This window comes from Pseudomonas sp. N2-3-1-14, assembly GCF_041228395.1.
Lineage (GTDB): Bacteria > Pseudomonadota > Gammaproteobacteria > Pseudomonadales > Pseudomonadaceae > Aquipseudomonas.
Genome location: NZ_CP166199.1, coordinates 1,089,996 through 1,115,160, shown reverse-complemented (window position 1 = coordinate 1,115,160; position 25,165 = coordinate 1,089,996). Strand labels below are relative to the sequence as shown.

The following is a 25,165-nucleotide window of genomic DNA, read 5'->3' as shown; positions in this document are numbered from 1 at the left end:
CTAGGCGCTCATGTGTATCGGCGCCAGATACAACAGACGTGTAACCGCTAACTTTCAGATACATCCCACATGCCCACAGCGGCGGCCACCAGTCCATTTGCGACATTCGGCACTATTTCGCCCGCCAAGCCTTAAGCCTCCCGAGCCCGTGGCCGATACACAAAGGCAGCCCACCTGCCCTTGCGCCCGGAGCGTTCATGAAATTCAAGTCGATTCAGTTTTCTGTCGCAGCACTGACCGGCGCCATTGTGCTGAGTGTGGTCGCTGTCCTGGTGCTCTACGCGGTGTTCGCCGGCGCGCGCACCCAGGAACTGGTGCAGCAACGCACCCAGGCGCAGTTCGAGCAGATCATCGAGCAACGGCTCACCGCCCTGGCGCAAACCCAGGCCACGTTGATCCAGCGTGAATTGGAAGCGCCATTGGTGACCGCCAAAGGCCTGGCCACAGCCAACGCCCTGCTCGGCATGAAAGACGCCAAGGGCGAACCGGCCTTGCAGGTGGGCCGCGAACAACTGATCAACCTGCTGCACGAAACCGTGGTGCGCAACCCGAAAATCCTCGGCGCCTATATCGGCTGGGAGCCCAATGCGATCGACCACAATGACGCCGCCTACGTGAACACGCCGATCGTCGGCATGGCCGCCGACGGGCGCTTCCTGCCGTGGTGGTACCGCAACGCCGATGGCAGCCTGGGCCTGGATAAACTCGCCGACGTCAACGACCAGAACATCCTCGCCACCGGCGTGCGCGCCAGTGAGTACTACCTGTGCTCCAAAGAAAGCAAAAAGCCCTGCGCCATCGACCCTGCGCCTTACAAGGTCGGCAATGCGATGGTGATGCTGGCCTCGTTTATCGAACCGATCATGATCGACGGCACCTTCCAGGGCATCGTCGGCGCCGATCTGTCGGTGAACTTCATCCAGGACATGCTCACCCGCGCCGACCAGAACCTCTACAACGGCGCTGGCGAACTGGCGCTGATTTCCAACAATGGTCGCCTGGTGGCCTACACCAAGGACGCGAGCAAGCTGGGCGAAAAAGCCACTGACTTGCTCGACAGCAACGAGCTGGCCAATCTCGGCCAGTTGAAAGTCGGCGAAGTGCGCTACGACATCGACAAGGAACACGGGCACATCGAGCTGTTCCTGCCCTTCAACATCGGCCAGGCCGAAGCACGCTGGACCTTGATGATGCAGCTGCCACTGAGCGCGGTGATGGCCGATTCGCAAAAACTGCAAAGCGACCTGCAAGCCCAGCGCAAGACCGACACCTTCGGCATGGCCATGGTGGGCCTGTTGATTGCCGGCATCGGCTTGCTGGTGATCTGGCTGGTGGGCCACGGCATCGCCCGCCCACTCAAGCAAATGGTGGCCATGCTTAATGACATCGCTCAGGGCGAAGGCGACCTGACGCGCCGCCTGACCAGTGACCGCGCCGATGAACTGGGCGCGATTGCCACCGGTTTCAACACTTTCCTGATCAAGCTGCAGGGCATGATCACCCAAGTGGTGAGTTCGGTGCAGAAGGTCAGCGATTCGTCGGAGCACACCGCCGACATCGCCATTCGCACCAACCAGGGCGTGCACAAACAGATGGTCGAGATCGACCAGGTGGCCACCGCCGTGCATGAGATGACGGCCACCGCCCAGGACGTGGCGCGCAACGCCACCCAGGCCGCGCAAGCCGCCAGCCACGCTGACCAGGCCGCAAGCCAGGGCATGCTCATCGTGCGCGACACCTCTACGTCTATCGGCGCATTGGCGCAGGAAATCGGTAAAGCGGTGGGCGTGGTGCAAACCCTGGCCAAGGACAGTGAGAACATCAACGCGATCCTCACAGCCATTCGCGGGATTGCCGAGCAGACCAACCTGCTGGCCCTCAACGCCGCCATCGAGGCAGCGCGGGCCGGCGAGCAAGGCCGTGGTTTCGCGGTGGTGGCCGATGAAGTGCGTAACCTGGCGCAGAAGACGCAGAAGGCCACCGAAGAAATCCAGACCATGATCCAGCAGTTGCAACAAGGCACGCGCGATGTGGTTAAGGTGATGGAAGACAGCCAGAACCGCACCGATGAAAGCGTGCAGCATGCGGCGAAGGCGGCCGAGGCGCTGGAGACAATTACTCAGGCGGTGTCGGTGATCAACGACATGAACACCCAGATCGCCAGCGCCGCCGAGGAGCAGAGCGCGGTGGCCGAGGACATCAATCGCAATGTGATCAATATCGGCCAGGTGGCCAATGAAGTGGCGGGCGGCGCGGATGAATCGAGCGCAGCCAGTGCGGAGCTGACCAAGCTGGCGGAGCAGCAGCGGCGGTTGATCAATCAGTTCAAGGTTTAGGGATTTGTGGCGGGTTTGAGGCCGCCATCGCAGGCAAGCCAGCTCCCACATTTGGATGGGTGAATACCGTCAAATGTGGGAGCTGGCTTGCCTGCGAAGGGGCCAGTGGCTCCAACCTCAGCCAGGGGTCAGGCACTCCGGCCCATTCAGTTTTGGGTCATTGACCATATTGGCCAAGACCCGCTCGCGCAACGCAGCCGGCTCACTGGCCAGCAAACCCTGCAACACAGGCAACGGCGTTTGTGGATCCAGCCACGCCTCCTGCCCCGCCGCATCCAGAATCAACGGCCGCCGCTGACTCTGCGCCGCCTGCGTCACCACCGCGGTGCTCAGCCACACCTGCTCCTGCACCGGATACGCTTCCCAGATCGCCGCAAAAAACAGGGTCGAGCCCTCGCCCGGCGTCAGCCAGTACGGGCGCTTGCGCTGGGTGCCGCGCCATTCGTAAAACCCGTTGGCGGGCAGCAGGCAGCGGCGCTGGCGGAAGGCTTCACGGAACATCGGTTGTTCGGCCAGGGTTTCGGCGCGGGCGTGGGCGGGGGTGCGGGAAAGGTCAGTCAGCCAGGGCGGCGTCAGGCCCCAGCGCGCGCGCGCCAGGGTGTGCTGGCCTTCGCTCAAGCGCTGAATCAGCACCGAATCATTCGGGGAGATGTTCCACTGCGCCTGCTGGTCGGCCGGGAAGCCCGGCAAGGCAGCAAACGTAGGGTTCCAGCGAAACAGGGCATAACGTCCACACATGGGGCAACACGACTCTTGGGTAAACCGACCGACAGCCTAACAGACCAATACGTCGGGAAAGCTGTCTGGTTCATCGCCGGGCAGCGGTTGCGCGCCGATGTAGGCCGTAATCAGCTCACGGGCGTAAACGGCCTGGTCGTTGTCTACCTCCAGGCCCAGCAGGCCGAAAATCGGCAATTCGCCGGTACCACCGAGTAAATGGCGCCCCACCAGGTGCGCCTCGATGCCCTCGCTGGCGAGCATTTGTTGCAGCAACTCGCCTTCCATCAGGTTTTCCGGTTCATAGATTCGCTGCATGGGCGTACCTGTTACTCGTTTTCGCTGCGGACCGTGAGCATCCATTCGTCACCGTGTACCTGCAGATCAAAGATTATCGGCCGGCAACACACCGGGCAGTCTTCAATGTATGACTGATCGCCGCCGGAAAGGTCCAGCACGGCCTCAGCCGGCTCACCACAATAAGGACAATCGTACGACTCGGTTTCCAGCATCGCGGTCTCCCAGGTGACTTGTGCGTATAATCGCCGGTCTATTTACAGGGCTATTCACGGCAGAGCCAATATTGCGGCCGCACCCTGATATTTCCTTTACTTACACTAGCCGTTTCTAACAAGAGAGCATGATGGGCGAATTCGATACCATCCGACCTTACAACGACAGCGAAGTCCCGGCAGTGCTGGCGCGTCTGTTCAGTGACAAGGCCTTTCTGGACATCCTGACCCACTTCCGCTTCCCGCGCTTTGCCGGCGCCCTGGGCTGGCTGCTCAAGCCGATGATCGCCCGCAAGCTGCGCCGCGAGTTCGCCGGTGTCACCACCGTGGCCACGCTGCAGGACAAAGTCGAATATTACGTCGACCACACCATTGACCGCGCAACCGATGGCGTTACCTATACCGGCGTCGAACAGCTTAAGTCGGGCACTGCCTACCTGTTTCTGGCCAACCACCGCGACATCGTGATGGACCCCGCCTTCGTCAACTACGCCGTGTACCACGCCGGCCTGCCGACGCCGCGCATTGCCATTGGCGACAACCTGCTGCAAAAGCCGTTTGTCAGCGACCTGATGCGCCTGAACAAGAGCTTCATCGTGCACCGCTCGATCACCGGGCGAAAGGAAAAGATGGCGGCGTATAACCTGCTGTCGGCCTACATCAACCATTCGATCCGCAACGACTGTCAGTCGATCTGGATCGCCCAGGCCGAAGGCCGGGCCAAGGATGGCGATGATCGCACCGAATCGGCGATCCTCAAGATGTTTCACGTCAGCCGCAAGGATGAGCCGTTTGCCGAGGTGATCCAGTCGCTGAACCTGACGCCGGTGTCGATCAGCTACGAATACGACCCCTGCGACACGGCCAAGGCCCGTGAACTGTATATCCGCGCCACCACTGGCACCTACAGCAAAGCGCCGGGCGAGGATGATGTGAGCATCGCTCTGGGCATCACCGGCTACAAGGGCCGTGTGCATGTGAACTTTGCGCCGCCGATCACCGAGCGTTTCGAGGACACCAAGCTGCTGGCGGTGGAAATGGACCGGCAGATTCTCGGCGGCTATCGCCTGTTCCCGGTGCATTACCTGGCGTACGCGCAGTGGAGCGACGCCGACCCGCAATTGCAGGTGCCGACGGCGGCCGAGGTGTTCCCGGCCGATGAGCTGGCCAAGGCGCAAGCGGAGTGGGAGCGGCGCTTGAGTGAGTGCCCGGCCGAGCATCGACCGTACCTGGTGGTGCAGTACGCGACGCCGGTGAGGAATCAATATCGGGTTAAAGCCGGGATTCCACTGTAAACACCGAAGCAAAATGTGGGAGCGGGCTTGCTCGCGAAAGCGGTGGTTCAGTCAAGGATGTATCGACTGAGCCCCTGCATTCGCGGGCAAGCCCGCTCCCACATTTGTTTTGTGGTGTTTTTTAGAGGTGAGTACTGAGCCAGGACGTGGCCAGCGCCAGCCCAAGGCAGGCAAACCCGACGCGGTAAGCCAGACGATGCGCCCGTTCGGTGCGCACATCCAGAAACAACATCGGCTGGTCAATCGCGCGATCTTCGCTTTGCGCGGTCAGATCGGCCAGTGCGCGCTGCTCGCGCAAACGGGTAATGAACAGCAGCGCTGCGCCCGGGCAGGCCACCAGTAGAGCCACAACATTGATCAGCAGTGCAGGCAGCGCCATCGCAAACCTCAGTCGTACAGTGTGCTGGTATCAATTCAGATACAAACCTGAGTGATATCGGCCTCCTGCCGCTGAAACGTTCCGTCCCCCAAGTACGATTAATGTATCCATTAATTTACAGCGTCACCTGAACGTCACCTTAACAAGCCACTCTGTTGCCCTTCGAACACCCGGGAGCTTGTCATGCTGCATGCGCAAAACCAGGATCGGCTGTATTTGATCGCCCCAAACGATGAGCAAGAGGCGCTGGTTGGCGCACTGGCCTTCAATGTCCAGGATCGCCACTGGCTGGTGTATTGCGCGCTGGGCGGGCACCAGCACGCCGACCTGCCGGAGCTGGACCTGCTCACCGGTGTGAGTGTGCTGGACTTTTATGTCGAAACCGCGGCGTGAAAGCGACAGGCGTAAAAAAACCGGGCTCATCGCTGAGCCCGGTTTTTTTATGCAGGGTTACTGCGCGCTGAGCAGCTGGCCGATGCTTGGGTCTTTGAACAGGCGAGTCAGGGCGTCGCTGAGGACGTCGCTGACCAGCTTCGTGTTGGTCTCCTGGTTGGGCGACATGCCGAAACGCTGATTCAGCGATGCGCCGTAGCGGCCACTGTAGCGACGGGTGCCAGCACTGACGTCGGACTTGAACGTCGCGCCAATGGAAGCTTCAGTCACGTACAAGCCTTCTTTGGGCGACTGGTATTTCAGTTCGGCCAGGGTGATGGTCAGCTGAGGCGCGCCCGGCGAGTTGGCAGGTGTGAAGCCCAACAGGCGCACGGCGGCTTCGGCCTGGGCCTGCAGCTTGGGCAGCACGTCTTGACCGGTGACCGAGATAAGCGCGGTCTCAGGGTACAGCCCGCCACGCGAACCCAGCGTCGGCGACGGACGACCGTCCACCACACGCACCGATACCGGCTGGCCGTGACCGACAGGCGCCAGCTGCGCGGTGACTTTAGGTTGCGGGCTGAGTTGTTGCGGGCTGTTGGCGCAGCCAACCAGGGTCAAACTGGTCACAGTGATCAAACCGAACAACAGGCGTTGCAACATACTCATTTCTCCAGGACTAGATGCAAACAGGGCGCCAGTATAACGGTGCATGCGCGCCACTCACCAGCCATCCTGAACGGCAGCTGAAGGCATGCTCAAATTACAATTTCGCATAAATCCGTCATTCCAATGTCATGCCACACTGGCAACCTTCAAGCATGTAACGCAACAGGTACAAAGCCATGCGCCTTCTCAAGTCATTGTTCATGCAACACGCCCGTCATCGCCACTATGCGCTGCTTGATGCGCACGGCCATTGCCTGGCGTTCAAGCAGTGCAGCCTGCCGCCTGTCGGCGAAGGTTGGGTAGAAGTGTCGGAGACTCACCTGGGCTGGATGCACCGCCCGCTGCCGGCAAGCGCGCGGGTCAGCCCGAAGGTTACGCACGCACAACCGCGGCATGCGTTGGCCTCCTGACCAAGACACGAATAAAAGTCATAAAACACGCCCATTTCCCCGGCGTTCTTCGCTACAATCTCCCCCCGATTATAAGGACGTCTCCTGATCGGGCCTCGCAGCATCGTTAATGCCTCGGTATTAACCCAACAATCGCCCACAGAGAGCCGCCCACACAGATCGAGTGAAGCTGGCGCGCTTGCTGTTTTCTTTGCAACCCACCCGCCTTACCGAATCTGCCAGAGCTGCCATTGCGCTCGGCCACTTGAGTTGTTTGCCCGTTTTGCCGCGTGTCGGCAGAGGTTTGCGGGCCAGGTGCCAGGCTGGGGCAGCCCTTTTTTGAGGTTCACGTCTTCAAAAGAGCGTGAAAAAACGGGTTTTCACAACTTCACAAGAGTGTGGCGAGCAAATGAATAGTTTGGCGTTTGTACAAGCACCATCAGCGTCTGGAACAGCCCAACCACACAGGACCGAGCACTCCTCAAACACCGGAGCTTGAGCCTGTCCGCTACGGATTGGTTGCACAAATCGCACGCTTTGACCATAAGTCGAATTGCCACAGGCGCCTATGAATGCGTTCATAGGCAGATTAGCCCGGCAGGAAGCGTGTGCTGAAGTTGCAAAGAATTGCGAATCGGACATGGCGATCCTGGCCATGGGTAACCTGGGGCAACACGTGAACCGCCCCGTCACTCCTGGCAGCCATGCCGTCAATTTGGTGCTGCAGATTTTGGAGACGCGTTAAATGGCGCATAACGAAGCAGTCGACGTAGTACTGGTAGGGGCCGGCATCATGAGTGCCACCCTGGCCGTACTGCTCAAAGAGCTCGACCCCGGCCTCAAGCTGGAAGTCGTTGAGCTGATGGATTCGGGTGCCGCGGAAAGTTCCAACCCGTGGAACAACGCCGGTACCGGTCACGCCGGGCTGTGTGAGCTGAACTACACGCCGCAGGCCGCCGATGGCTCCATCGACATCAAGAAAGCCGTGCACATCAACACCCAGTTCGAGGTGTCGAAGCAGTTCTGGGCGTACCTGACCAAAAAAGGCACCTTTGGCTCGTCCAAATCCTTTATCAGCCCGGTGCCACACCTGAGCTTCGTGCAGGGCGACAAAGGCGTGTCCTTCCTCAAAAAGCGCTTTGAAACCCTCAGCCAGCACCACGCGTTCTCGGACATGCACTACACCGAAGACCGCAGCGAGATGGCCGAGTGGATGCCGCTGATGATGCCGGGCCGCCCGCTCGACGAAAAAATCGCTGCCACCCGCGTAATGAATGGCACCGACGTCAACTTCGGCGCCCTGACCAATCAACTGCTGTCGCACCTGACCAGCGCACCGGATGCTCAGGTCAAGTACTGCAAGCGCGTCACTGGCCTCAAGCGCAACGGCGCGGGCTGGACCGTGAGCATCAAGGACGTCAACAGCGGCAACAGCCGCGAAGTCGACGCCAAGTTCGTGTTCCTCGGCGCCGGTGGCGCGGCCCTGCCGCTGCTGCAAGCCTCGGGCATCGAAGAAAGCAAAGGCTTCGGCGGCTTCCCGGTCAGCGGCCAGTGGCTGCGTTGCGACAACCCGGAGGTGGTCAAGCACCACCAGGCCAAGGTCTACAGCCAGGCCGCCGTGGGTTCGCCGCCGATGTCCGTGCCGCACCTGGACACCCGTGTGGTCGATGGCAAGAAATCCCTGCTGTTCGGGCCCTACGCCGGCTTTACCACCAAGTTCCTCAAGCACGGCTCGTTCCTGGACCTGCCAATGTCGATTCGCGCCGGCAACATCGGCCCGATGCTGGCCGTGGCTCGCGACAACATGGACCTGACCAAGTACCTGGTCAGCGAAGTGCGCCAATCCATGGAGCAACGCCTGGAATCCCTGCGCCGCTTCTACCCTGAGGCGAAAGCCGAAGACTGGCGCCTGGAAGTCGCCGGCCAGCGGGTGCAGATCATCAAGAAAGACCCGAAAAAAGGCGGCGTGCTGCAATTTGGCACCGAGCTGGTTGCGGCCAAAGACGGCTCGCTGGCCGCCCTGCTGGGCGCGTCTCCAGGTGCTTCGGTGACCGTGTCGATCATGCTGGAACTGATCGAGCGCTGCTTCCCGCAAAAGGCTGCGGGCGAGTGGGCGGCCAAACTGCACGAGATCTTCCCGGCGCGCGAGAAAGTCCTGGAGACCGATGCCGAGCTGTATCGCAAGATCAATACGCAGAACAACATCAGCCTGGAACTGGTTGAGCAAAGCAACGAAGCCGAAAGCTACGCATAAGGCTTTGACGCAATAAAAACGCCCCGCTCTCGGCATGAGAACGGGGCGTTTTTTTAGGTCTCGGGCACTCAGTTGCGGGCAGCGTTGATCAACTCAATGTACTCATCGGCGTTGCGCTGATCCTTGATCAGGTCAACGAAGGTCTGGCCATGCTCGTCCTTGCCATCCAGATCCAGGCCGGCTTCCTTGAAAAAGCCCAGGAACCGCGCGAAGTCGTCGATACGCAAGCCACGGTAGGCTTTGATCAGTTTGTGCAGGGACGGTGAAGTCGCGTCAACCGGCTCGAAGTCCAGGAACAACTTGATCTGGTCGTCGCCAATCTCGTCACCAATCACCTGTTTCTTATCTTTACGCATTACCGACTCCAGCCTGCAGACATTTACACGGGAAACGCAGTTTACCTGCGGCACACACGCTTCGGAAGCGACCAAGAACCTATGTGGGAGCTGGCTTGCCTGCGATGGCGGTGCATCAGTGACAGTTGGGCCCACTGACCCGCCACCATCGCAGCATAAAAGGCCGCCACATCCCCTGTGGTAAGCGGGCTTGCCCCACTCACCACAAAAGCTCGCCTGCTACAGATTTTGTGTTCGCCAGCAGTTGTGTAGATACCTGCGGTCTCACTATTTAGCGCGAACGGCGCCGGTGTGCAGGTCCGCCCAAATGTGCCCGTTGGCATAGCTGAGGAACTGCACATACACCGTGTCGTTGCGCAGCAGGTCAACGATCACGCGGTACTGGGCCACCGGGTAAGACAAGGTCAGGGTCTTACTGCTTTCATCGAATACCGGCTTTTTCAGGCTTTTGCTTTCGGCATCAAAATTGAGCACCACCTGGGCGATGGTCGCGCCTTTGTTCAAGGGTTTGCCCTTGAGGCGAATCATCAGCGGCGACGTCACCGGGATCGGCTGCTGGGTCGATTGACGCTGATTGCCGACCACCACCGCATACTCGGTGATTTGCAGCAGTTGCTGCTGGTCGGGCGTGGCGGCACGCAAGGTGAGGTCGTCGGGTGGCAGGAACTGGCTGTGCATCGGCGCAGGCGCCGCAGCCAGCGGCAAGCTGAGGGTCAACGCCAAGGCGGCGCAGGTGCGTTTCAACAGGCTCATGGGCCGCTCCGAGAGAGATGGCCGAGCACTGTAGCTCAATCGAACTGGGCGAGCATCCAGCGTCGATACTCGGCAACGCCGGCATCGCCTTCGTGTGGCGCCCAGTCAGCCAACTCGCCCTCACCTACGGGTCGATACGGCCCGGCCTTGCATTCAAACAACACGCTGTCGGGCTCCAGCACCACCAGGCCGTGAAATACACCGGGCGGCAGGTCGACACCGGCACACTCGCCGCCCGCCTGCAGGACGCGCTTGGCGATCACCTCACCGGTTTCGCTGAAAACCAGCAGGCCCAGGGTGCCCTTGAGCACCATCAGGGTCTCTGCCTTGTCCGCACTCAGGTGCCGATGCGGCGGCACATAGGTGTCGGGTTGCATGCCAACGGCCAGGCGATGGCAAGGCTCTTCCATCTGATGAAAGTTATGATGGTGCCGGCCACGGGGGCTGGCGGCCGCTTTCTCGGCCAGTTCGGTGAACAGTGTTTGATCAAGAAAGCGGACCATGGCTTACATCCCTTTGACGGCGAAGATCCCATTGGCATTACGCCAGTAGCCTTTGTAGTCCATGCCGTAACCGAAAATGTAGCGGTCGATGCATGGCAGACCGACGTAATCGGCTTTCAGGTCCGGGCGTGCCTTGCGGTCATGGTCTTTGTCGATCAGCACGGCGGTGTGCACTTTGCGCGCGCCGGCGTGTTTGCAGAAGTCGATGATCGCGCCCAGGGTGTGCCCTTCATCGAGGATGTCGTCGATGATCAGCACGTCCCGGTCGATGAACGAGACTTCCGGCTTGGCTTTCCAGAACAGGTCGCCGCCGCTGGTTTCGTTGCGATAACGGGTGGCGTGCAGGTAGGAGGCTTCCAGCGGGAATTGCAGGTGAGTCAGCAATTTGCCGGCGAAGATCAGGCCACCGTTCATCACGCAGAAGACCACCGGGTTGGTGTCAGCCATTTCGCGGGTGATGTGCGCGCCGACCTTGGCGATCGCCTCTTCGACTTGCGCTTCGGTGTACAGGCAGTCAGCCTCGCGCATGATTTGACGGATATGCTCGAGATCAGCGGACATGTCGCTCTCCAAGGGGGTGCTGTGGCAAGAAAAGCGGGCAAAGGTACGCATGTGAGGCGCAACGTTCAAGCCTTAATGGACTAACGTACTAGATGTCTATAGGACAACACCCTCGGATAGATTAATCTAGGCCGGTTTTTTTGCCCGCCGCCGGAGCTTTTCCCATGCCCACTCGCGAGATCCGCCACCCGCTGATCAGACACAAACTCGGCCTTATGCGCCGTGCCGACATTAGCACGAAGAACTTCCGTGAGCTTGCTCAGGAAGTCGGAGCGCTGCTCACTTACGAAGCAACCAAAGATTTGCCCCTGGAAACCTACGAGATTCCTGGTTGGGCCGGCCCCGTCCAGGTCGAGAAAATCGCCGGTAAGAAAATCACCGTGGTGCCGATCCTGCGCGCCGGTATCGGCATGCTTGAAGGCGTCCTCAGCCTGATCCCGGGCGCCAAAGTCAGCGCCGTTGGCGTGGCCCGCAATGAGGAAACCTTGCAGGCCCACACCTACCTGGAAAAACTCGTTCCGGAAATCAACGAGCGCCTGGCGATGATCATCGACCCGATGCTCGCCACCGGCAGTTCCATGGTCGCCACCATCGACCTGCTGAAAAAAGCCGGCTGCAAAGACATCCGCGCCATGGTGCTGGTGGCTGCGCCCGAAGGCATTGCTGCCGTCGAGAAGGCCCATCCGGACGTGCAGATCTACACCGCGTCCATCGATGAGCGCCTGAACGAACACGGCTACATCATTCCAGGCCTGGGCGATGCCGGTGACAAGATCTTCGGCACCAAGCAGAAGGACGCGTGAGCATGCAGGATGATTTCAACGACCCGCTTTGGCGCCAGATCCTGTCTGGCGCACAGATGCTCTTCGTAGCATTTGGCGCGTTGGTGTTGATGCCGCTGATCACAGGTCTTGATCCAAACGTCGCACTGTTTACCGCTGGCCTGGGCACGTTGCTGTTCCAGGTGGTGACAGGGCGGCAGGTGCCGGTATTCCTGGCATCGAGTTTTGCGTTTATCACCCCGATCATTCTCGCCAAGGGCCAGTTCGGCCTCGCGGCGACCATGGGTGGGGTGATGGCGGCCGGTTTCGTTTATACCTTCCTCGGCCTGGCGGTGAAGGTCAAAGGCACCGGCTTTATCGACCGGCTGCTGCCGCCCGTGGTCATCGGCCCGGTGATCATTTCCATCGGCCTAGCCATGGCGCCGATTGCCGCCAACATGGCGATGGGCAAAGCCGGGGATGGCAGCGAGCTGATCCATTACCAGACGGCGATGCTGATCTCGATGCCAGCGCTGCTGACCACGTTGATCGTGGCGGTGTTCGGCAAAGGCATATTCCGCCTGGTGCCGATCATTTCCGGTGTGCTGGTGGGCTTTGCCATGTCGTTCTACTTTGGTGTGGTCGACACGGCGAAGATCGCCGCTGCACCCTGGTTCGCCCTGCCCCACTTCACCGCGCCGGAGTTCAACTGGCAGGCGATTCTGTTCATTGTCCCGGTGGCCCTGGCCCCGGCGATCGAGCATATCGGCGGTGTGATCGCGGTGGGCAGCGTGACCGGTCGCGACTACCTGAAGAAACCTGGCCTGCATCGCACGCTGTTGGGTGACGGCATTGCCACCACGGCCGCCGGCCTGTTTGGCGGCCCGCCGAACACCACCTACGCCGAAGTGACCGGCGCGGTGATGCTGACCAAGAACTACAACCCGAAAATCATGACCTGGGCGGCGGTATTTGCCATCAGCCTGGCGTTTATCGGTAAGTTCGGCGCACTGCTGCAGAGCATCCCGGTGCCGGTGATGGGCGGCATTCTGTGCCTGCTGTTCGGCTCGATTGCGGCGGTGGGCATGAACACGCTGATCCGCCACAAGATCGACCTCGGCGAGGCGCGCAATCTGGTGATTGTGTCGGTGACCCTGGTGTTCGGGATTGGCGGTGTGCTGGTCGGCACCGGCACCGGTCCGGATGATTTCGGCCTCAAGGGCATTGCCCTGTGCGCGGTGGTAGCGATTAGTTTGAACCTGCTGCTGCCGGGCAATGATGGCTGGAAGAACAAGAAGCCGGATGAGCCGTTGCTCTAACTGACCCAACGCAAAGCAGTGTGGGAGCTGGCTTGCCTGCGATGGCGGTGTATCAAACGACGGATATGTCGACTGCTACACCGCTATCGCAGGCAAGCCAGCTCCCACATTTTTTTATCTTCAGTGTGGCTTAGAGCTCGCCGAGCCCATCAATCAGCGCCTGGTTCTGCTCTGGCGTACCGATGCTGATCCGCAGGAACTGGGCAATCCGCTCCTGTTTGAAGTGCCGCACAATCACCCCTTGCTCACGCAACTTGGCTGCCAGGCCGGCAGCGTCGTGCCGTGGGTGACGAGCAAAGATGAAGTTGGCCGCCGATGGCAACACTTCAAAGCCCTTGGCTTGCAACTGCGCGACCACCTTGTCGCGGCTGTCGATCACCTGTTTGCAGGTTTTCTCGAAATATTCACGGTCGTCGAACGCCGCCGCCGCGCCGACAATCGCCAGGCGATCCAGCGGGTAGGAGTTGAAGCTGTTCTTGACCCGCTCCAGCGCCTCGATCAGGTCCGGGTGGCCCACGGCCAGGCCCACACGCAAACCGGCCAGTGAGCGCGACTTGGACAGGGTCTGAGTCACCAGCAGGTTCGGGTAACGGTCCACCAGGCTGATAGCGGTTTCGCCGCCAAAGTCGATATAGGCTTCATCGACGACCACTACCGAATCCGGGCTGGCCTTGACGATTTGCTCCACCGCGTCCAGCGCCAGTACGCAGCCGGTGGGCGCGTTCGGGTTGGGGAAGATGATCCCGCCGTTGGGCTTGGCGTAGTCGGCCACACGAATCTGGAACTGCTCGTCCAGCGGCAGCGGGTCGGACTTGATGCCATACAGGCCACAGTAAACCGGATAGAAGCTGTAGCTGATGTCCGGAAACAGCAGCGGCAAATCGTGCTGGAACAGGCCGTGGAAGATGTGCGCCAGGACTTCATCGGAACCGTTGCCGAGAAAGACCTTGCCGGCGTCGATTCCGTAATACCTGGCCACCGCCTGCTTGAGCAGGTCGCTGTTGGGGTCCGGGTACAGGCGCAAGTTGTCGTTCAACTCGGCCTGCATCGCGGCGAGCGCCTTGGACGATGGGCCGTAGGGGTTCTCGTTGGTGTTGAGCTTGACCAGCTTGGTCAGCTTGGGTTGCTCGCCGGGCACGTACGGCACCAGGTTCTTGACGAAGGGGCTCCAGAATTTGCTCATGTCTCAGTTCCCCTTCTTGTCTTCAAGGATGCGATATTCGGCGCTGCGAGCGTGCGCGCTCAGCGATTCACCGCGGGCCAGTACCGAGGCGGTCTTGCCCAGCTCGGAAGCGCCTTGTGGCGAGCAGAAGATGATCGAGGAGCGCTTCTGGAAGTCATACACGCCGAGCGGCGACGAGAAACGCGCGGTGCCGGAGGTCGGCAGCACGTGGTTCGGGCCGGCGCAGTAGTCGCCCAGGGCTTCACTGGTGTGGCGGCCCATGAAGATCGCGCCAGCGTGGCGAATCGACGGCAGCCAGGCTTGTGGGTCGGCCACGGACAACTCCAGGTGCTCCGGCGCGATGCGGTTGGCCACCTCAATGGCCTGCTCCATGTCGCGTACGAGGATCAGCGCGCCACGGCCATTGATCGACTTCTCGATGATCTCGGCGCGCTCCATGGTGGGCAGCAGCTTGTCGATGCTGGCGGCGACCTTGTCGAGGAACTCGGCATCGGGGCTGACGAGGATCGCCTGGGCGTCCTCGTCATGCTCGGCCTGGGAGAACAGGTCCATGGCGATCCAGTCCGGGTCGGTCTGGCCGTCACACACCACCAGGATTTCCGAAGGGCCGGCAATCATGTCGATACCGACCTGGCCGAACACGTGCCGCTTGGCAGTGGCGACATAGATGTTGCCTGGGCCGACCACTTTGTCGACCTTCGGCACGCTTTCGGTGCCATAGGCCAGGGCCGCGACAGCTTGAGCGCCGCCGATGGTGAACACGCGGTCAACCCCGGCGATGCACGCGGCAGCCAGCACCAGCTCGTTGATTTCGCCGCGCGGCGTTGGCACGACCATGACCACTTCGGTCACGCCCGCCACTTTGGCCGGGATAGCGTTCATCAACACCGACGACGGGTACGAGGCTTTACCGCCCGGCACGTACAGCCCAGCGCGGTCCAGCGGCGTGACCTTCTGGCCCAGCACGGTGCCGTCGGCCTCGGTGTAGCTCCAGGAATCCTGTTTCTGTTTTTCGTGGTAGCTGCGTACGCGTGCCGCTGCGACTTCCAGGGCTTCACGCTGCGGCGCGGTGATGCGCGTCAGCGCCAGCTCAAGGCGTTCGCGCGGCAGGATCAGATCGGACATCGACGCGACGTCGAGGCCGTCGAACTGGCGGGTGAAGTCCACCAGCGCCGCATCACCGCGCTCGCGCACCGCCTTGATGATGTCGAGCACCCGCTGGTTGACCGAGTCGTCGGACACGCTTTCCCAGCTCAGCAGATGATCCAGATGATGGGCGAAATCCGGGTCGGCAGCGTTGAGTCGGGCAATTGCAGTGGACGTGGTCATAGCGAGGGCCTCAATAGAATTGGCAAAAACTCAGGCGCCCTAAACTAGCAGTCGTTTCCGCTTGGGCACCTGAGAATTCTGGCTATGAGGCGGATAGACGGGCGCGACCTACGGCCGCGCAGGTGAGTCAACCGCGGTGTCGAGACTCCACTGCCTTGCGCAGGGTGTCGATCAACGCCTGGATTCGGGCGTGTTGCATTTTCATCGAAGCTTTGTTGACGATCAGTCGCGAGCTGATGTCGGCAATGAAATCCTGAGGCTCAAGACCGTTGGCACGCAGCGTGTTGCCGGTGTCGACTACGTCGATGATCTTGTCGGCCAGGCCGATCAGCGGTGCCAGCTCCATCGAGCCGTAAAGCTTGATGATGTCGACCTGGCGACCTTGCTCGGCATAGTAACGCTTGGCAACGTTGACGAACTTGGTCGCCACGCGCAGGCGGCCTTTGGGCTCGACGTCACCGACACGGCCGGCGGTCATCAGCTTGCACAGGGCGATGCGCAGGTCCAGCGGCTCGTACAGGCCCTGGCCGCCGTATTCCATCAACACGTCTTTGCCCGCGACACCGAGGTCGGCCGCGCCATGTTCAACGTAAGTCGGCACGTCAGTGGCACGCACGATCAGCAGGCGAACGTCGTCCTGGGTCGTGGGGATGATCAGCTTGCGGCTCTTGTCCGGATTCTCGGTCGGCACGATGCCCGCTTCAGCCAGAAGCGGCAAAGTGTCGTCAAGGATGCGGCCCTTGGACAGTGCGATGGTCAACATGGGAAACGTCAGTCCTTCATCAGGCTATTGCTGTCCGGTCGCAAACGGCGCCAGACACAGATCGAGGCCATTACAGCCTCGATTTGAAACAAGTTCAGCAGGGACACGCTCAGTTAACAGCAAAACACCATCCCGTGGCGAGCGGGCTTGCCCAGCGCTGGACTGCATAGCGTCCCGTTTTGGGGGTCGCTACGCGGGCGGTACGACGACTCGACAAGCCCGCCCGCCACAGTGACGGTGTTTACAGCTACTGGACCTAGCCCGGTACGCGGCGGATCTTGGCGCCGAGCATCTGCAGTTTTTCTTCGATGCACTCGTAACCACGGTCTATGTGGTAGATGCGGTCGATCAAAGTGTCGCCGTCAGCGCACAGCGCCGAGATGACCAGGCTGGCCGACGCACGCAGGTCGGTGGCCATCACTGGCGCGCCCTTGAGCTTGTCGATACCGGTGACGATGGCCGTGTTGCCTTCGACCTGGATCTTGGCGCCCATGCGGTGCAGTTCATACACGTGCATGAAGCGGTTTTCGAAGATGGTTTCGATCACGGCACCGGTGCCTTCGGCAATCGCGTTCAAGGAAATGAACTGCGCTTGCATGTCGGTCGGGAACGCCGGGTAAGGAGCGGTCCGCACGTTGACGGCTTTAGGCCGCTTACCGTGCATGTTCAGCTCGATCCAGTCGGCACCGGTGGTGATTTCAGCACCGGCTTCCTTGAGTTTTTCCAGGACGGCTTCAAGGATGGTCGGATCGGTATCCTTGACCTTGACGCGGCCACCCGTAACGGCAGCAGCCACCAGGTAGGTGCCGGTCTCGATACGGTCCGGCATCACTTTGTAAGTGGCCGAGTGCAGACGCTTAACACCGTCGATGGTGATGGTGTCAGTGCCGGCGCCGGTGATGTTGGCACCCATGGCGATCAGGAAGTTGGCCAGGTCGACGACTTCCGGCTCGCGCGCGGCGTTTTGCAGGACGCTGCGACCGTTGGCCAGAGCGGCGGCCATCATGATGTTCTCGGTACCGGTCACGCTGACGGTATCAAAGAAGAAGTTGGCACCACGCAGGCCGCCTTCCGGCGCCTTGGCCTTGATGTAGCCGCCTTCGACGTCGATGGTTGCGCCCATGGCTTCAAGGCCACGGATGTGCAAATCGACCGGACGCGAACCGATGGCGCAACCGCCAGGCAGTGCCACTTCGGCCTCACCGAAACGGGCAACCATCGGGCCCAGCACCAGGATCGACGCGCGCATGGTTTTCACCAGCTCGTACGGAGCGATCAGGGTCTTGATGGTGCGCGGGTCGATTTCGACGGACAGTTTTTCGTCGATCACAGGCTCAATGCCCATGCGACCGAACAGTTCGATCATGGTGGTGATGTCGTGCAAGTGCGGCAGGTTGGCCACAGTTACCGGGCCATCGCACAGCAGGGTCGCTGCCAGAATCGGCAAGGCGGAGTTTTTCGCACCGGAAATGCGGATCTCGCCATCAAGGCGGGCACCGCCGGTAATAATCAATTTATCCATAAGAATCTCGACGCCTTGGGGGCTCAGGTGCGCTCGGCCCAGGCCGCGCGGCTGAAAAATTTCATAGTGACCGCGTGGATGCTGCCATCGGTGATCCACGGGTTTAAATGGGCATAGATCTGCTGTTGACGCTTGACCGGGCTCAGTGCCGCCAGTTCATCGCTAATCACGTTCAGCTGGAAATTGCAGCCTTCGCCTTCAACTTCTACGTTCGTTTCGGGCAGCTTTCCTTCAAGGAAGCTTTTAACTTCTAGGGCCTGCATGCTCAACCTCTATCGGCGCCCAGTGCGCACGGGTCGCACATCATACAAAAAAGCCCCGCGCCTGCGAACCCCGCATAGCAGGACTCTGACGGGGGGCTTCCTTGATATTGGCTATTAAGGATGCGCCAGAAGCTCGGTCAGACCGGAAACCTCGGCAATTTCGCGCATATCCTCAGGCAACGCACGGATGCTGACCGGTTTCTTGACCGCCTCGGCATCCCTCATGAAGCACAGCAACAATGACAAACCGACGCTGCTGGACTTGGTCACTGCCGAGCAATCCAGCACCAGCGCAGGCGCGTTGCTGCTGTTGATCAGCGCCTGGCCCTGCTTGCGCAGGTCAGGCCCGGAGCGGTAATCAAGCACGCCGCTCAGGAATAATTCGCCGGCGTCACCAAGCCGAACAGCCGACTCGGTCATTGCGCAGGCTTCCCGGCAGCTTGTTTGTCGGTTTCTTCCTTGGCCTTGGCGACTTCACCGGCCCAACCATTGATGGTCTTATCCAGGTCGTTGCCATTGCGCTGCATGGCGTCAGCGAACTGATCGCGGAACAGCTTGCCAATGTTGATGCCATTGATGATCACGTTGCGCAGTTTCCACTCGCCTTTGACCTTCTCCAGCGTGTACTGCACAGGGTAGACGGCGCCGTTGGTGCCCTTGACGGTCATGTTGACGCTGGTGCGATCACCTGACTCATCCCCGGCCGGAGCAACGGTGATCCCCTGGTTGTTGTATTCCAGCAGGGCATTACCGTAGAACTGGAACAGGCCCTTTTTGAAGTTTTCCTGGAAGGTCTGCATCTGCGCAGGCGTTGCCTTGCGCGAATACTTGACCGTCATGATGCTGCGGGAAATGCCTTCGGCATCAACCACTGGCCCAACAATGGTGTTGAGCGCATCGTAGAACTTGCTTGGGTCTTGCTTGTACTGCTCTTTGTTGGCGGTCAGGTCAGCCAACATTTTGTTGGTCGTGTCCTGCACCAGATCGTGCGCAGAACCCGCCGCGTTGGCCATCAGGGGCAGCGCTGCAAGCAGCACCAGCAGGCCACGTCGCAAGGTAGAGATCATGAACAGATTCCTCATTTGGCGTCTTTATTGACCGTATTGAGCAGGAATTTACCGATCAAGTCTTCAAGCACCAGCGACGACTGTGTGTCGTGGATTGTCGAACCATCCTTGAGCAGGGCTGTTTCCCCGCCCACGCTGACGCCGATGTACTTCTCGCCCAGCAGACCCGCAGTGAGAATAGATGCAGTGGAGTCAGTCGGCAGATTATCTACCTTCTTGTCTACCTGCATGGTCACTCGCCCGGTGAAGCTGTCGCGATCCAGATCGATTGCCGTGACCTTGCCGATGGTTACACCGGCCATGGTCACTTTAGCTCTGACAGTCAAACCGGCGATATTGTCGAAGTAAGCGTAAAGTTTATAAGTATCGGCGGTCGGGCTGGCCGAAAGGCCACTGACTCGCAGGGCCAGCAACAGTAAAGCCAGGATGCCAGCCAGCAAGAAAAGGCCGACACCGATTTCCACAGTGCGGTTTTGCATCAGAAATCTCCAAACATCAAGGCGGTCAAAATGAAGTCAAGGCCCAGTACCGCCAGCGAGGCGTACACAACGGTCTTGGTGGTGGCGCGACTGATCCCTTCTGAAGTGGGCTCACAGTCATAGCCTTGGAATACGGCGATCCAGGTCACTACAAAGGCGAAAACGATGCTTTTGATGATGCCATTGAGCACGTCGCCGCTGAAGGTCACGCTGTTTTGCATGTTGCCCCAGTACGAGCCGTCATAGACGCCCAACCAGTCGACCGCCACCCACGAACCGCCCCAGATGCCCACCACGCTGAAAATCATCGCCAGCAGTGGCAGGGAAATGAAGCCGGCCCACAGGCGCGGGGCAACAATGTACTTGAGTGGGTCCACGCCGATCATTTCCAGGCTGGACAACTGCTCGGTGGACTTCATGTTGCCGATCTCGGCAGTCAGCGCAGAACCTGCGCGCCCGGCAAACAGCAAGGCGGTGACCACCGGGCCCAGCTCACGCAACAGCGTCAGGGCGACCATCTGCCCCACTGCCTGCTCCGAGCCGTAGCTGGAGAGGATATTGAACCCCTGCAACGCCAGCACCATGCCGATGAAAATCCCGGAAACCACGATGATCACCAGGGACATCACGCCTACTGAGTGCAGTTGCTTTAGCAGCAGGCCAAAGCCGCCCCCTATGCCGCCGCGACCGAGCAACGCGTGAAACAGGAAAATCGTCGAACGCCCAAGCACTTCGACCATGTCGATGCCCGAGCGACCGAAAAGGCGAACCTTTTCGATGAGAGATGTCTTGCGCATCAGCGCTTCCCCAGAAGATCTGAGCGGTAGTCCGCTGCCGGAAAATGAAAAGGCACCGGGCCATCGGGATCGCCGGTCATGAATTGGCGAATGCGCGGGTTGTCAGCATTCATCAGCTCTTCAGGCGTGCCCTGCCCCAACACCTGGCCATCGCCTACCACATAGAGGTAGTCGGCGATGCTCGCGGTTTCAGCCAGGTCGTGGGACACCACGATACTGGTGATGCCGAGCGCATCGTTGAGCAGGCGGATCAGCCGCACCAGCACACCCATGGCAATGGGGTCCTGACCGACGAAGGGCTCGTCATACATGAGGATCTGCGGATCGAGAGCAATGGCACGCGCCAACGCGACACGGCGCTTCATGCCGCCGGACAATTCGTCAGGCATCAGGTCGATGGCACCGCGAAGGCCCACGGCCTGCAGTTTCAGCAACACGATGTCACGAATCATTTCATCGGACAGCTGGGTATGCACCCGCAGCGGAAACGCCACGTTTTCGAAAACATCGAGGTCGGTGAACAAGGCGCCGCTCTGGAACAGCACGCCCATATGCTTGCGGGCATCGAACAGATCGCTGCGCGACAGTGTCGGCAGGTTCTGGCCGTTGACCCACACTTCGCCGGCGCTAGGGCGCAATTGCATGCCCATCAGGCGCAACAGGGTGGTCTTGCCGCAACCGGAAGGCCCCATGATGCCCGTGACTTTACCGCGGGGAATGCGAATATCGATGTTATTGAAGATGCTGCGCGTCCCGCGCTTGAAGGTAAGGCCCTTCAGCTCGACCGCGTAGGCGTTATCGGCACTCATCTAATCTCCTTGGGATGCAGCCTTTCACTCAGACACCATGTTTGCGACATTCGTTTGCAATGGGTGCGCAATAGTTTGCAACAGGTGCGCATTCATTAGTCACATGGGTTGGGCGGACCGAACTGGCGGCGAACTATATCACTGGTGGTACAGAGCCCCCAAGGCCGGAACAGCGCTCGTTCAGATTCGGGACAGGCAAAAAACCTTGCTGGGCATGATTCTCGTGCACTAGCAGAATAAACCCTGACGAACTTGCGTGAGGGAATTGATCATTACCGCTATAATCGCCGACTTTTCGTCAGGCTATACGATTTCAGACATGAGCCAATCCAGCGACCTTATTCAATCCGCACAACGCACCATCCGCCTCGAGCTAGAAGCCGTAGAGGGCTTGCTGGCCCATATCGACGCGGATTTCGTACGTGCCTGCGAGATGATTCTGGCCAGCAAAGGCCGCGTTGTCGTGGTTGGCATGGGCAAGTCAGGCCACGTTGGTAACAAGATTGCCGCCACGTTGGCCAGCACCGGAACCACGGCTTTTTTCGTACACCCGGCCGAAGCCAGCCACGGCGACATGGGCATGATCACCAAGGATGACATCATCCTGGCCTTGTCGAACTCCGGCACCACCAACGAAATCGTGACCCTGCTGCCGCTGATCAAGCGCCTGGGCATCAAGATGGTCAGCATTACCGGCAACCCGGATTCGACGCTGGCCAAGGCCGCGGAAGTGAACTTGAATGTTCACGTAGCCCACGAAGCCTGCCCGCTGAACCTGGCGCCGACTTCCTCGACCACCGCCGCACTGGTCATGGGCGATGCCTTGGCCGTGGCGCTCTTGGAAGCTCGCGGTTTTACAGCTGAAGATTTCGCGTTTTCGCATCCAGGCGGCGCTCTCGGCCGTCGCCTGCTGCTGAAAGTGGAAAATGTCATGCATTCGGGGGATGAACTGCCCCACGTCCAGCGCGGCACCCTTTTAAAGGACGCGCTGATGGAAATGACCCTCAAGCGCCTGGGCATGACTGTCATTCTGGAGTCCGACGGGCGTCTGGCCGGCGTTTTCACTGACGGTGACCTGCGCCGCACGCTGGACCGCAATCTCGACATTCAAACGGCTACGATCGATGAAGTCATGACCCCTCACGGCAAGACCGCACGCCCGGAAATGCTCGCGGCCGAAGCGTTGAAGATCATGGAAGACCACAAGATTCTTGCGCTGGTAGTCGTCGACGGCGACGATCACCCGGTTGGCGCCCTGAACATGCACGACTTGCTGCGTGCGGGAGTGATGTAAATGACCAGCGACCTGCTGCAACGCGGTAAAAACATCAAACTGGCAATTTTCGACGTCGATGGCGTGCTGACCGACGGCCGCCTGTACTTCCTCGAAGATGGCAGTGAATTCAAGACGTTCAACACCCTCGATGGCCAAGGCATCAAAATGTTGATGGCCGCGGGCGTGCAAACTGCGATTATCAGCGGTCGAAAAACACCGGTTGTGGAACGCCGTGCACAAAACCTGGGTATTCCTCACCTGTATCAGGGCCGTGAGGATAAACTGGTGGTTCTGGACGAGCTTCTTGGCCAACTCAACCTAAGCTATGAGCAGGTCGCCTATTTGGGCGATGACCTGCCTGACCTCCCGGTTATCCGCCGCGTAGGCCTGGGTATGGCCGTCGCCAATGCGGCGACTTTTGTTCGCGAGCACGCCCATGGCATCACCACAGCCCGTGGCGGCGAAGGTGCCGCCCGCGAGTTCTGCGAATTGATCCTGCGTGCCCAGGGCAGCCTTGAAGCGGCACACGCCGCCTACTTATAGAGCGTTTTATGCTGAGCAAAAAGATTCGCAATTTCCTGCTGTTCGGGGTCATCGCCGCACTGTTTCTGGCGGTAGGCTACTGGAATATCAGCCCCGAACGCTTTCTCGACAGATCTGGCGCGCAGGTTGACGAAGGTGCTATCGACTATTACGCCATCAATGCCTACAGCGTGCAGTTCCTGCCGGATGGCAAGCTTCAGTACGAGATGAACTCGGACAAAGTCGAGCACTTGAAGTCGTCCGAAGTCACGTTGCTGACCAACCCGGACATGAACCTGTACCGCGGCACTGAGTTTCCTTGGCATGTCACCAGCAAGCACGGCGAGGTCAACCCGGACGGCACTCAGGTAGAACTGATCGACTCGGTACGTGTTGCACGTACTGACGATAAGAACCGCGACACTATTATTACCAGCAGTCGCATGACCGTTTTCCCACAACAGCAATATGCGCAGACCGAGCAAGACGTTAGAATCGACGGCGCTGGCGGTGTATCGACTGGCAAGGGAATGAAAGCGTATTTGAAAGAAAGCAGGATACACCTGCTATCGAACGTAAGAGGACAGTATGAGGCTCGTTAAAACCCTCCCTATTTTGCTCGGTCTGGGCGCAGCACTGGGAAGCGTGAGCGCCTGGGCTCTGCCGAACGATAGCCAGCAACCGATCCACATTCAGGCTGACGATGCGCAGCTGGATGACAAGCAAGGCGTTGCAACCTATACCGGTGCCGTGATCATCACCCAAGGTTCGATGAAAATTACCGGCAACACGGTGACGCTCACGCGTACGCCTGCGGGTGACATCGACGTGGTGACTTCGGTGGGTAACCTGGCCTATTTCGAACAGAAGCAGGCTGCTGCAGACCCTGCTCCGATGAAGGGCTACGGCAAGACCATCCAGTATCACGCCCAGCAAAACCGTATCATCCTGATCGATCAGGCCAGGGTTGTGAGCAGCGATGGCAACACCACGGACGGTGAGAAAATCACCTATGACACCGTGAAGCAGATCGCTCAGGCGGGTCGCGCCACCGGCGCGAAGATCGGCACGCCGAAGCCGCGTATCGACATGGTTATCCAGCCCAAGCAGAAAGACGCTGCCGCTCAGCCTGCGCCTAAACCCGCTGCGAAGAAGGCGAACTAATGGCAACCCTCAAAGCCCAGCATCTGGCCAAGGCTTACAAAAGCCGTCAGGTCGTGCGCGACGTCAGCCTGTCGATCGACAGTGGCCAGATCGTCGGCCTGCTCGGCCCTAACGGTGCCGGCAAAACCACGTGTTTCTATATGATCGTCGGACTGGTCCAGGCGGATCAGGGCCGTGTATTGATCGACGACCTCGACGTGAGCCACCAGCCGATGCATGGCCGCGCACGCGCAGGTATCGGCTATCTCCCACAGGAAGCGTCGATCTTTCGCAAACTGTCGGTGTCGGACAACATCATGGCGATCCTCGAGACCCGCAAGGAACTCGACCGTGACGGCCGCCGCAAGGAGCTGGAAAGCCTGCTTCAGGAATTCCACATCAACCACATTCGCGACAACCTCGGCATGAGCCTGTCCGGTGGTGAGCGCCGTCGCGTGGAAATCGCACGTGCACTGGCAACCGCACCGAAGTTCATCCTGCTGGACGAACCGTTTGCCGGCGTTGACCCGATCTCGGTCGGCGACATCAAACAGATCATCCACCACCTCAAAGCCAAGGGAATCGGCGTGTTGATCACTGACCACAACGTCCGTGAAACCCTCGATATCTGTGAAACGGCTTATATCGTCAACGATGGCCAGCTGATCGCCGAGGGCGATTCAGCCACAATCCTGGCTAACGAACTGGTCAAGGAAGTGTATCTGGGCCACGAGTTCCGCCTGTAAGCACCGTGGTGTCACGGCTGTTCGCCAAGGCGCGCGGGAGTCAATAAAAACCTCTTTTTTTTATTGTTACCGCGCTCTAGGCAAAGCCCC

The 25,165-nt window shown here is 59.8% G+C and carries 31 protein-coding genes and 1 pseudogene; 13 read left to right on the top strand and 19 right to left on the bottom strand.

Going from position 1 to position 25,165, the window contains the following annotated elements; translation table 11 throughout:
• Positions 1-197: 197 nt before the first annotated feature.
• Positions 198-1,478, top strand: a pseudogene (locus AB5I78_RS05190) (HAMP domain-containing protein); the annotation flags it as partial.
• A gap of 15 nt (positions 1,479-1,493) precedes the next feature.
• Positions 1,494-2,336, top strand: a complete 843-nt coding sequence (locus AB5I78_RS05185; RefSeq protein ID WP_370004727.1) for a methyl-accepting chemotaxis protein — start codon at positions 1,494-1,496, stop codon at positions 2,334-2,336.
• A 117-nt stretch (positions 2,337-2,453) separates the two neighbouring features.
• Here the strand turns inward: AB5I78_RS05185 and AB5I78_RS05180 are convergent, their stop codons facing one another.
• From AB5I78_RS05180 to AB5I78_RS05170, 3 genes are read right to left on the bottom strand one after another with little or no spacing between them, the layout of a single operon-like run.
• Positions 2,454-3,074 (bottom strand): SOS response-associated peptidase, encoded by a 621-nt coding sequence (locus AB5I78_RS05180; protein ID WP_369302602.1) that lies wholly within the window; start codon positions 3,072-3,074, stop codon positions 2,454-2,456.
• Between the two features lie 36 nt (positions 3,075-3,110).
• Complete coding sequence (locus tag AB5I78_RS05175; protein WP_106578701.1) at positions 3,111-3,371, bottom strand: putative signal transducing protein; 261 nt, start codon at positions 3,369-3,371, stop codon at positions 3,111-3,113.
• A gap of 11 nt (positions 3,372-3,382) precedes the next feature.
• Positions 3,383-3,565, bottom strand: coding sequence for a CPXCG motif-containing cysteine-rich protein (locus AB5I78_RS05170; RefSeq protein ID WP_145165150.1), 183 nt, complete (start codon positions 3,563-3,565; stop codon positions 3,383-3,385).
• A gap of 131 nt (positions 3,566-3,696) precedes the next feature.
• Between AB5I78_RS05170 and AB5I78_RS05165 the strand changes: the two genes are divergently transcribed.
• The gene (locus tag AB5I78_RS05165) at positions 3,697-4,860 is read left to right on the top strand and encodes a 1-acyl-sn-glycerol-3-phosphate acyltransferase (RefSeq protein WP_178119739.1); all 1,164 of its coding nucleotides are present in this window, start codon (positions 3,697-3,699) and stop codon (positions 4,858-4,860) included.
• 121 nt (positions 4,861-4,981) lie between these two features.
• Here AB5I78_RS05165 and AB5I78_RS05160 read toward each other — a convergent pair whose 3' ends face one another.
• Complete coding sequence (locus AB5I78_RS05160) at positions 4,982-5,239, bottom strand: hypothetical protein (RefSeq protein WP_145165154.1); 258 nt, start codon at positions 5,237-5,239, stop codon at positions 4,982-4,984.
• 183 nt (positions 5,240-5,422) lie between these two features.
• Here AB5I78_RS05160 and AB5I78_RS05155 point away from each other — a divergent pair, with 183 nt between their 5' ends.
• Positions 5,423-5,632: a hypothetical protein gene (locus AB5I78_RS05155; protein WP_106578697.1), complete on the top strand. Its 210-nt coding sequence runs from the start codon at positions 5,423-5,425 to the stop codon at positions 5,630-5,632.
• A gap of 57 nt (positions 5,633-5,689) precedes the next feature.
• Here the strand turns inward: AB5I78_RS05155 and AB5I78_RS05150 are convergent, their stop codons facing one another.
• A complete protein-coding gene (locus AB5I78_RS05150) occupies positions 5,690-6,274 on the bottom strand; it encodes a YajG family lipoprotein (protein ID WP_064450736.1) in 585 nt (194 codons plus the stop codon).
• 182 nt (positions 6,275-6,456) lie between these two features.
• Between AB5I78_RS05150 and AB5I78_RS05145 the strand changes: the two genes are divergently transcribed.
• Together AB5I78_RS05145 and mqo are read left to right on the top strand one after the other, a co-directional pair.
• Entirely contained in the window at positions 6,457-6,690 is a 234-nt protein-coding gene (locus AB5I78_RS05145) for a hypothetical protein (RefSeq protein ID WP_145165156.1), read from the top strand.
• 724 nt (positions 6,691-7,414) lie between these two features.
• Positions 7,415-8,923: a malate dehydrogenase (quinone) gene (gene mqo, locus AB5I78_RS05140; RefSeq protein ID WP_106578695.1), complete on the top strand. Its 1,509-nt coding sequence runs from the start codon at positions 7,415-7,417 to the stop codon at positions 8,921-8,923.
• Between the two features lie 68 nt (positions 8,924-8,991).
• Here the strand turns inward: mqo and AB5I78_RS05135 are convergent, their stop codons facing one another.
• The 4 genes from AB5I78_RS05135 to AB5I78_RS05120 all read right to left on the bottom strand — a co-directional run bounded on the left by AB5I78_RS05135 (position 8,992) and on the right by AB5I78_RS05120 (position 11,096).
• Positions 8,992-9,279, bottom strand: coding sequence for a PA4642 family protein (locus tag AB5I78_RS05135; RefSeq protein ID WP_369302601.1), 288 nt, complete (start codon positions 9,277-9,279; stop codon positions 8,992-8,994).
• Positions 9,280-9,546: 267 nt separating this feature from the next.
• Positions 9,547-10,032 carry a hypothetical protein gene (locus tag AB5I78_RS05130; protein ID WP_119736630.1) on the bottom strand — a complete coding sequence of 162 codons (486 nt, stop codon included), beginning with the start codon at positions 10,030-10,032 and terminating at the stop codon, positions 9,547-9,549.
• A gap of 35 nt (positions 10,033-10,067) precedes the next feature.
• A complete protein-coding gene (locus AB5I78_RS05125) occupies positions 10,068-10,535 on the bottom strand; it encodes a WbuC family cupin fold metalloprotein (protein ID WP_242194683.1) in 468 nt (155 codons plus the stop codon).
• A 3-nt stretch (positions 10,536-10,538) separates the two neighbouring features.
• A complete protein-coding gene (locus tag AB5I78_RS05120; protein WP_025856323.1) occupies positions 10,539-11,096 on the bottom strand; it encodes a hypoxanthine-guanine phosphoribosyltransferase in 558 nt (185 codons plus the stop codon).
• Between the two features lie 164 nt (positions 11,097-11,260).
• Here AB5I78_RS05120 and upp point away from each other — a divergent pair, with 164 nt between their 5' ends.
• Both upp and AB5I78_RS05110 read left to right on the top strand, forming a co-directional pair.
• Positions 11,261-11,899, top strand: a complete 639-nt coding sequence (gene upp, locus AB5I78_RS05115; protein WP_017138223.1) for a uracil phosphoribosyltransferase — start codon at positions 11,261-11,263, stop codon at positions 11,897-11,899.
• A 2-nt stretch (positions 11,900-11,901) separates the two neighbouring features.
• On the top strand, positions 11,902-13,176 hold the full coding sequence (locus AB5I78_RS05110) for a uracil-xanthine permease family protein (RefSeq protein WP_369302600.1): 1,275 nt from the start codon (positions 11,902-11,904) through the stop codon (positions 13,174-13,176).
• 130 nt (positions 13,177-13,306) lie between these two features.
• Here AB5I78_RS05110 and hisC read toward each other — a convergent pair whose 3' ends face one another.
• From hisC to AB5I78_RS05060, 10 genes are all read right to left on the bottom strand, one after another.
• Positions 13,307-14,359, bottom strand: coding sequence for a histidinol-phosphate transaminase (hisC, locus tag AB5I78_RS05105; protein ID WP_369302599.1), 1,053 nt, complete (start codon positions 14,357-14,359; stop codon positions 13,307-13,309).
• Positions 14,360-14,362: 3 nt separating this feature from the next.
• Complete coding sequence (gene hisD / locus AB5I78_RS05100; RefSeq protein ID WP_369302598.1) at positions 14,363-15,688, bottom strand: histidinol dehydrogenase; 1,326 nt, start codon at positions 15,686-15,688, stop codon at positions 14,363-14,365.
• A 127-nt stretch (positions 15,689-15,815) separates the two neighbouring features.
• On the bottom strand, positions 15,816-16,451 hold the full coding sequence (gene hisG / locus AB5I78_RS05095; RefSeq protein WP_003188599.1) for an ATP phosphoribosyltransferase: 636 nt from the start codon (positions 16,449-16,451) through the stop codon (positions 15,816-15,818).
• 256 nt (positions 16,452-16,707) lie between these two features.
• Positions 16,708-17,973: a UDP-N-acetylglucosamine 1-carboxyvinyltransferase gene (gene murA, locus AB5I78_RS05090; RefSeq protein WP_106578687.1), complete on the bottom strand. Its 1,266-nt coding sequence runs from the start codon at positions 17,971-17,973 to the stop codon at positions 16,708-16,710.
• A 23-nt stretch (positions 17,974-17,996) separates the two neighbouring features.
• Positions 17,997-18,236, bottom strand: coding sequence for a BolA family protein (locus AB5I78_RS05085; protein ID WP_008434291.1), 240 nt, complete (start codon positions 18,234-18,236; stop codon positions 17,997-17,999).
• A 114-nt stretch (positions 18,237-18,350) separates the two neighbouring features.
• Positions 18,351-18,656 (bottom strand): lipid asymmetry maintenance protein MlaB, encoded by a 306-nt coding sequence (locus AB5I78_RS05080; RefSeq protein ID WP_106578686.1) that lies wholly within the window; start codon positions 18,654-18,656, stop codon positions 18,351-18,353.
• Positions 18,653-19,303: a phospholipid-binding protein MlaC gene (locus AB5I78_RS05075; RefSeq protein WP_119736621.1), complete on the bottom strand. Its 651-nt coding sequence runs from the start codon at positions 19,301-19,303 to the stop codon at positions 18,653-18,655. Before AB5I78_RS05075 ends, AB5I78_RS05080 begins: the two co-directional genes overlap by 4 nt.
• A gap of 11 nt (positions 19,304-19,314) precedes the next feature.
• Positions 19,315-19,782 carry an outer membrane lipid asymmetry maintenance protein MlaD gene (mlaD, locus tag AB5I78_RS05070; RefSeq protein ID WP_005784855.1) on the bottom strand — a complete coding sequence of 156 codons (468 nt, stop codon included), beginning with the start codon at positions 19,780-19,782 and terminating at the stop codon, positions 19,315-19,317.
• A complete protein-coding gene (gene mlaE / locus AB5I78_RS05065) occupies positions 19,782-20,579 on the bottom strand; it encodes a lipid asymmetry maintenance ABC transporter permease subunit MlaE (RefSeq protein WP_106578684.1) in 798 nt (265 codons plus the stop codon). The genes mlaD and mlaE overlap by 1 nt, the downstream gene beginning before the upstream one ends.
• Positions 20,579-21,388 (bottom strand): ATP-binding cassette domain-containing protein, encoded by an 810-nt coding sequence (locus AB5I78_RS05060; RefSeq protein WP_262207110.1) that lies wholly within the window; start codon positions 21,386-21,388, stop codon positions 20,579-20,581. The genes mlaE and AB5I78_RS05060 overlap by 1 nt, the downstream gene beginning before the upstream one ends.
• Before the next feature lie 319 nt (positions 21,389-21,707).
• On the opposite strand from AB5I78_RS05060, the gene AB5I78_RS05055 reads away from it, so the two are divergent.
• Genes AB5I78_RS05055 through lptB form a run of 5 tightly spaced genes read left to right on the top strand, consistent with a single transcriptional unit; the run spans position 21,708 to position 25,075 of the window.
• A complete protein-coding gene (locus AB5I78_RS05055; protein ID WP_106578683.1) occupies positions 21,708-22,682 on the top strand; it encodes a KpsF/GutQ family sugar-phosphate isomerase in 975 nt (324 codons plus the stop codon).
• A complete protein-coding gene (locus tag AB5I78_RS05050; RefSeq protein WP_145165171.1) occupies positions 22,683-23,207 on the top strand; it encodes an HAD family hydrolase in 525 nt (174 codons plus the stop codon).
• Positions 23,208-23,215: 8 nt separating this feature from the next.
• The gene (gene lptC / locus AB5I78_RS05045) at positions 23,216-23,788 is read left to right on the top strand and encodes an LPS export ABC transporter periplasmic protein LptC (protein WP_242194688.1); all 573 of its coding nucleotides are present in this window, start codon (positions 23,216-23,218) and stop codon (positions 23,786-23,788) included.
• Positions 23,775-24,350, top strand: a complete 576-nt coding sequence (gene lptA, locus AB5I78_RS05040; RefSeq protein WP_145165175.1) for a lipopolysaccharide transport periplasmic protein LptA — start codon at positions 23,775-23,777, stop codon at positions 24,348-24,350. The genes lptC and lptA overlap by 14 nt, the downstream gene beginning before the upstream one ends.
• Positions 24,350-25,075, top strand: coding sequence for an LPS export ABC transporter ATP-binding protein (gene lptB, locus AB5I78_RS05035; protein ID WP_016974288.1), 726 nt, complete (start codon positions 24,350-24,352; stop codon positions 25,073-25,075). The genes lptA and lptB overlap by 1 nt, the downstream gene beginning before the upstream one ends.
• Positions 25,076-25,165: the final 90 nt, after the last annotated feature.

What these genes read in the sequence shown, in the direction of transcription:
- AB5I78_RS05185 (WP_370004727.1), top strand. Translation starts at nt 1,494, where the DNA reads ATGATCACCCAAGTGGTGAGTTCGGTGCAGAAGGTCAGCGATTCGTCG.
- AB5I78_RS05180 (WP_369302602.1), bottom strand. Translation starts at nt 3,074, where the DNA reads ATGTGTGGACGTTATGCCCTGTTTCGCTGGAACCCTACGTTTGCTGCC.
- AB5I78_RS05175 (WP_106578701.1), bottom strand. Translation starts at nt 3,371, where the DNA reads ATGCAGCGAATCTATGAACCGGAAAACCTGATGGAAGGCGAGTTGCTG.
- AB5I78_RS05170 (WP_145165150.1), bottom strand. Translation starts at nt 3,565, where the DNA reads ATGCTGGAAACCGAGTCGTACGATTGTCCTTATTGTGGTGAGCCGGCT.
- AB5I78_RS05165 (WP_178119739.1), top strand. Translation starts at nt 3,697, where the DNA reads ATGGGCGAATTCGATACCATCCGACCTTACAACGACAGCGAAGTCCCG.
- AB5I78_RS05160 (WP_145165154.1), bottom strand. Translation starts at nt 5,239, where the DNA reads ATGGCGCTGCCTGCACTGCTGATCAATGTTGTGGCTCTACTGGTGGCC.
- AB5I78_RS05155 (WP_106578697.1), top strand. Translation starts at nt 5,423, where the DNA reads ATGCTGCATGCGCAAAACCAGGATCGGCTGTATTTGATCGCCCCAAAC.
- AB5I78_RS05150 (WP_064450736.1), bottom strand. Translation starts at nt 6,274, where the DNA reads ATGTTGCAACGCCTGTTGTTCGGTTTGATCACTGTGACCAGTTTGACC.
- AB5I78_RS05145 (WP_145165156.1), top strand. Translation starts at nt 6,457, where the DNA reads ATGCGCCTTCTCAAGTCATTGTTCATGCAACACGCCCGTCATCGCCAC.
- mqo (WP_106578695.1), top strand. Translation starts at nt 7,415, where the DNA reads ATGGCGCATAACGAAGCAGTCGACGTAGTACTGGTAGGGGCCGGCATC.
- AB5I78_RS05135 (WP_369302601.1), bottom strand. Translation starts at nt 9,279, where the DNA reads ATGCGTAAAGATAAGAAACAGGTGATTGGTGACGAGATTGGCGACGAC.
- AB5I78_RS05130 (WP_119736630.1), bottom strand. Translation starts at nt 10,032, where the DNA reads ATGAGCCTGTTGAAACGCACCTGCGCCGCCTTGGCGTTGACCCTCAGC.
- AB5I78_RS05125 (WP_242194683.1), bottom strand. Translation starts at nt 10,535, where the DNA reads ATGGTCCGCTTTCTTGATCAAACACTGTTCACCGAACTGGCCGAGAAA.
- AB5I78_RS05120 (WP_025856323.1), bottom strand. Translation starts at nt 11,096, where the DNA reads ATGTCCGCTGATCTCGAGCATATCCGTCAAATCATGCGCGAGGCTGAC.
- upp (WP_017138223.1), top strand. Translation starts at nt 11,261, where the DNA reads ATGCCCACTCGCGAGATCCGCCACCCGCTGATCAGACACAAACTCGGC.
- AB5I78_RS05110 (WP_369302600.1), top strand. Translation starts at nt 11,902, where the DNA reads ATGCAGGATGATTTCAACGACCCGCTTTGGCGCCAGATCCTGTCTGGC.
- hisC (WP_369302599.1), bottom strand. Translation starts at nt 14,359, where the DNA reads ATGAGCAAATTCTGGAGCCCCTTCGTCAAGAACCTGGTGCCGTACGTG.
- hisD (WP_369302598.1), bottom strand. Translation starts at nt 15,688, where the DNA reads ATGACCACGTCCACTGCAATTGCCCGACTCAACGCTGCCGACCCGGAT.
- hisG (WP_003188599.1), bottom strand. Translation starts at nt 16,451, where the DNA reads ATGTTGACCATCGCACTGTCCAAGGGCCGCATCCTTGACGACACTTTG.
- murA (WP_106578687.1), bottom strand. Translation starts at nt 17,973, where the DNA reads ATGGATAAATTGATTATTACCGGCGGTGCCCGCCTTGATGGCGAGATC.
- AB5I78_RS05085 (WP_008434291.1), bottom strand. Translation starts at nt 18,236, where the DNA reads ATGCAGGCCCTAGAAGTTAAAAGCTTCCTTGAAGGAAAGCTGCCCGAA.
- AB5I78_RS05080 (WP_106578686.1), bottom strand. Translation starts at nt 18,656, where the DNA reads ATGACCGAGTCGGCTGTTCGGCTTGGTGACGCCGGCGAATTATTCCTG.
- AB5I78_RS05075 (WP_119736621.1), bottom strand. Translation starts at nt 19,303, where the DNA reads ATGATCTCTACCTTGCGACGTGGCCTGCTGGTGCTGCTTGCAGCGCTG.
- mlaD (WP_005784855.1), bottom strand. Translation starts at nt 19,782, where the DNA reads ATGCAAAACCGCACTGTGGAAATCGGTGTCGGCCTTTTCTTGCTGGCT.
- mlaE (WP_106578684.1), bottom strand. Translation starts at nt 20,579, where the DNA reads ATGCGCAAGACATCTCTCATCGAAAAGGTTCGCCTTTTCGGTCGCTCG.
- AB5I78_RS05060 (WP_262207110.1), bottom strand. Translation starts at nt 21,388, where the DNA reads ATGAGTGCCGATAACGCCTACGCGGTCGAGCTGAAGGGCCTTACCTTC.
- AB5I78_RS05055 (WP_106578683.1), top strand. Translation starts at nt 21,708, where the DNA reads ATGAGCCAATCCAGCGACCTTATTCAATCCGCACAACGCACCATCCGC.
- AB5I78_RS05050 (WP_145165171.1), top strand. Translation starts at nt 22,683, where the DNA reads ATGACCAGCGACCTGCTGCAACGCGGTAAAAACATCAAACTGGCAATT.
- lptC (WP_242194688.1), top strand. Translation starts at nt 23,216, where the DNA reads ATGCTGAGCAAAAAGATTCGCAATTTCCTGCTGTTCGGGGTCATCGCC.
- lptA (WP_145165175.1), top strand. Translation starts at nt 23,775, where the DNA reads ATGAGGCTCGTTAAAACCCTCCCTATTTTGCTCGGTCTGGGCGCAGCA.
- lptB (WP_016974288.1), top strand. Translation starts at nt 24,350, where the DNA reads ATGGCAACCCTCAAAGCCCAGCATCTGGCCAAGGCTTACAAAAGCCGT.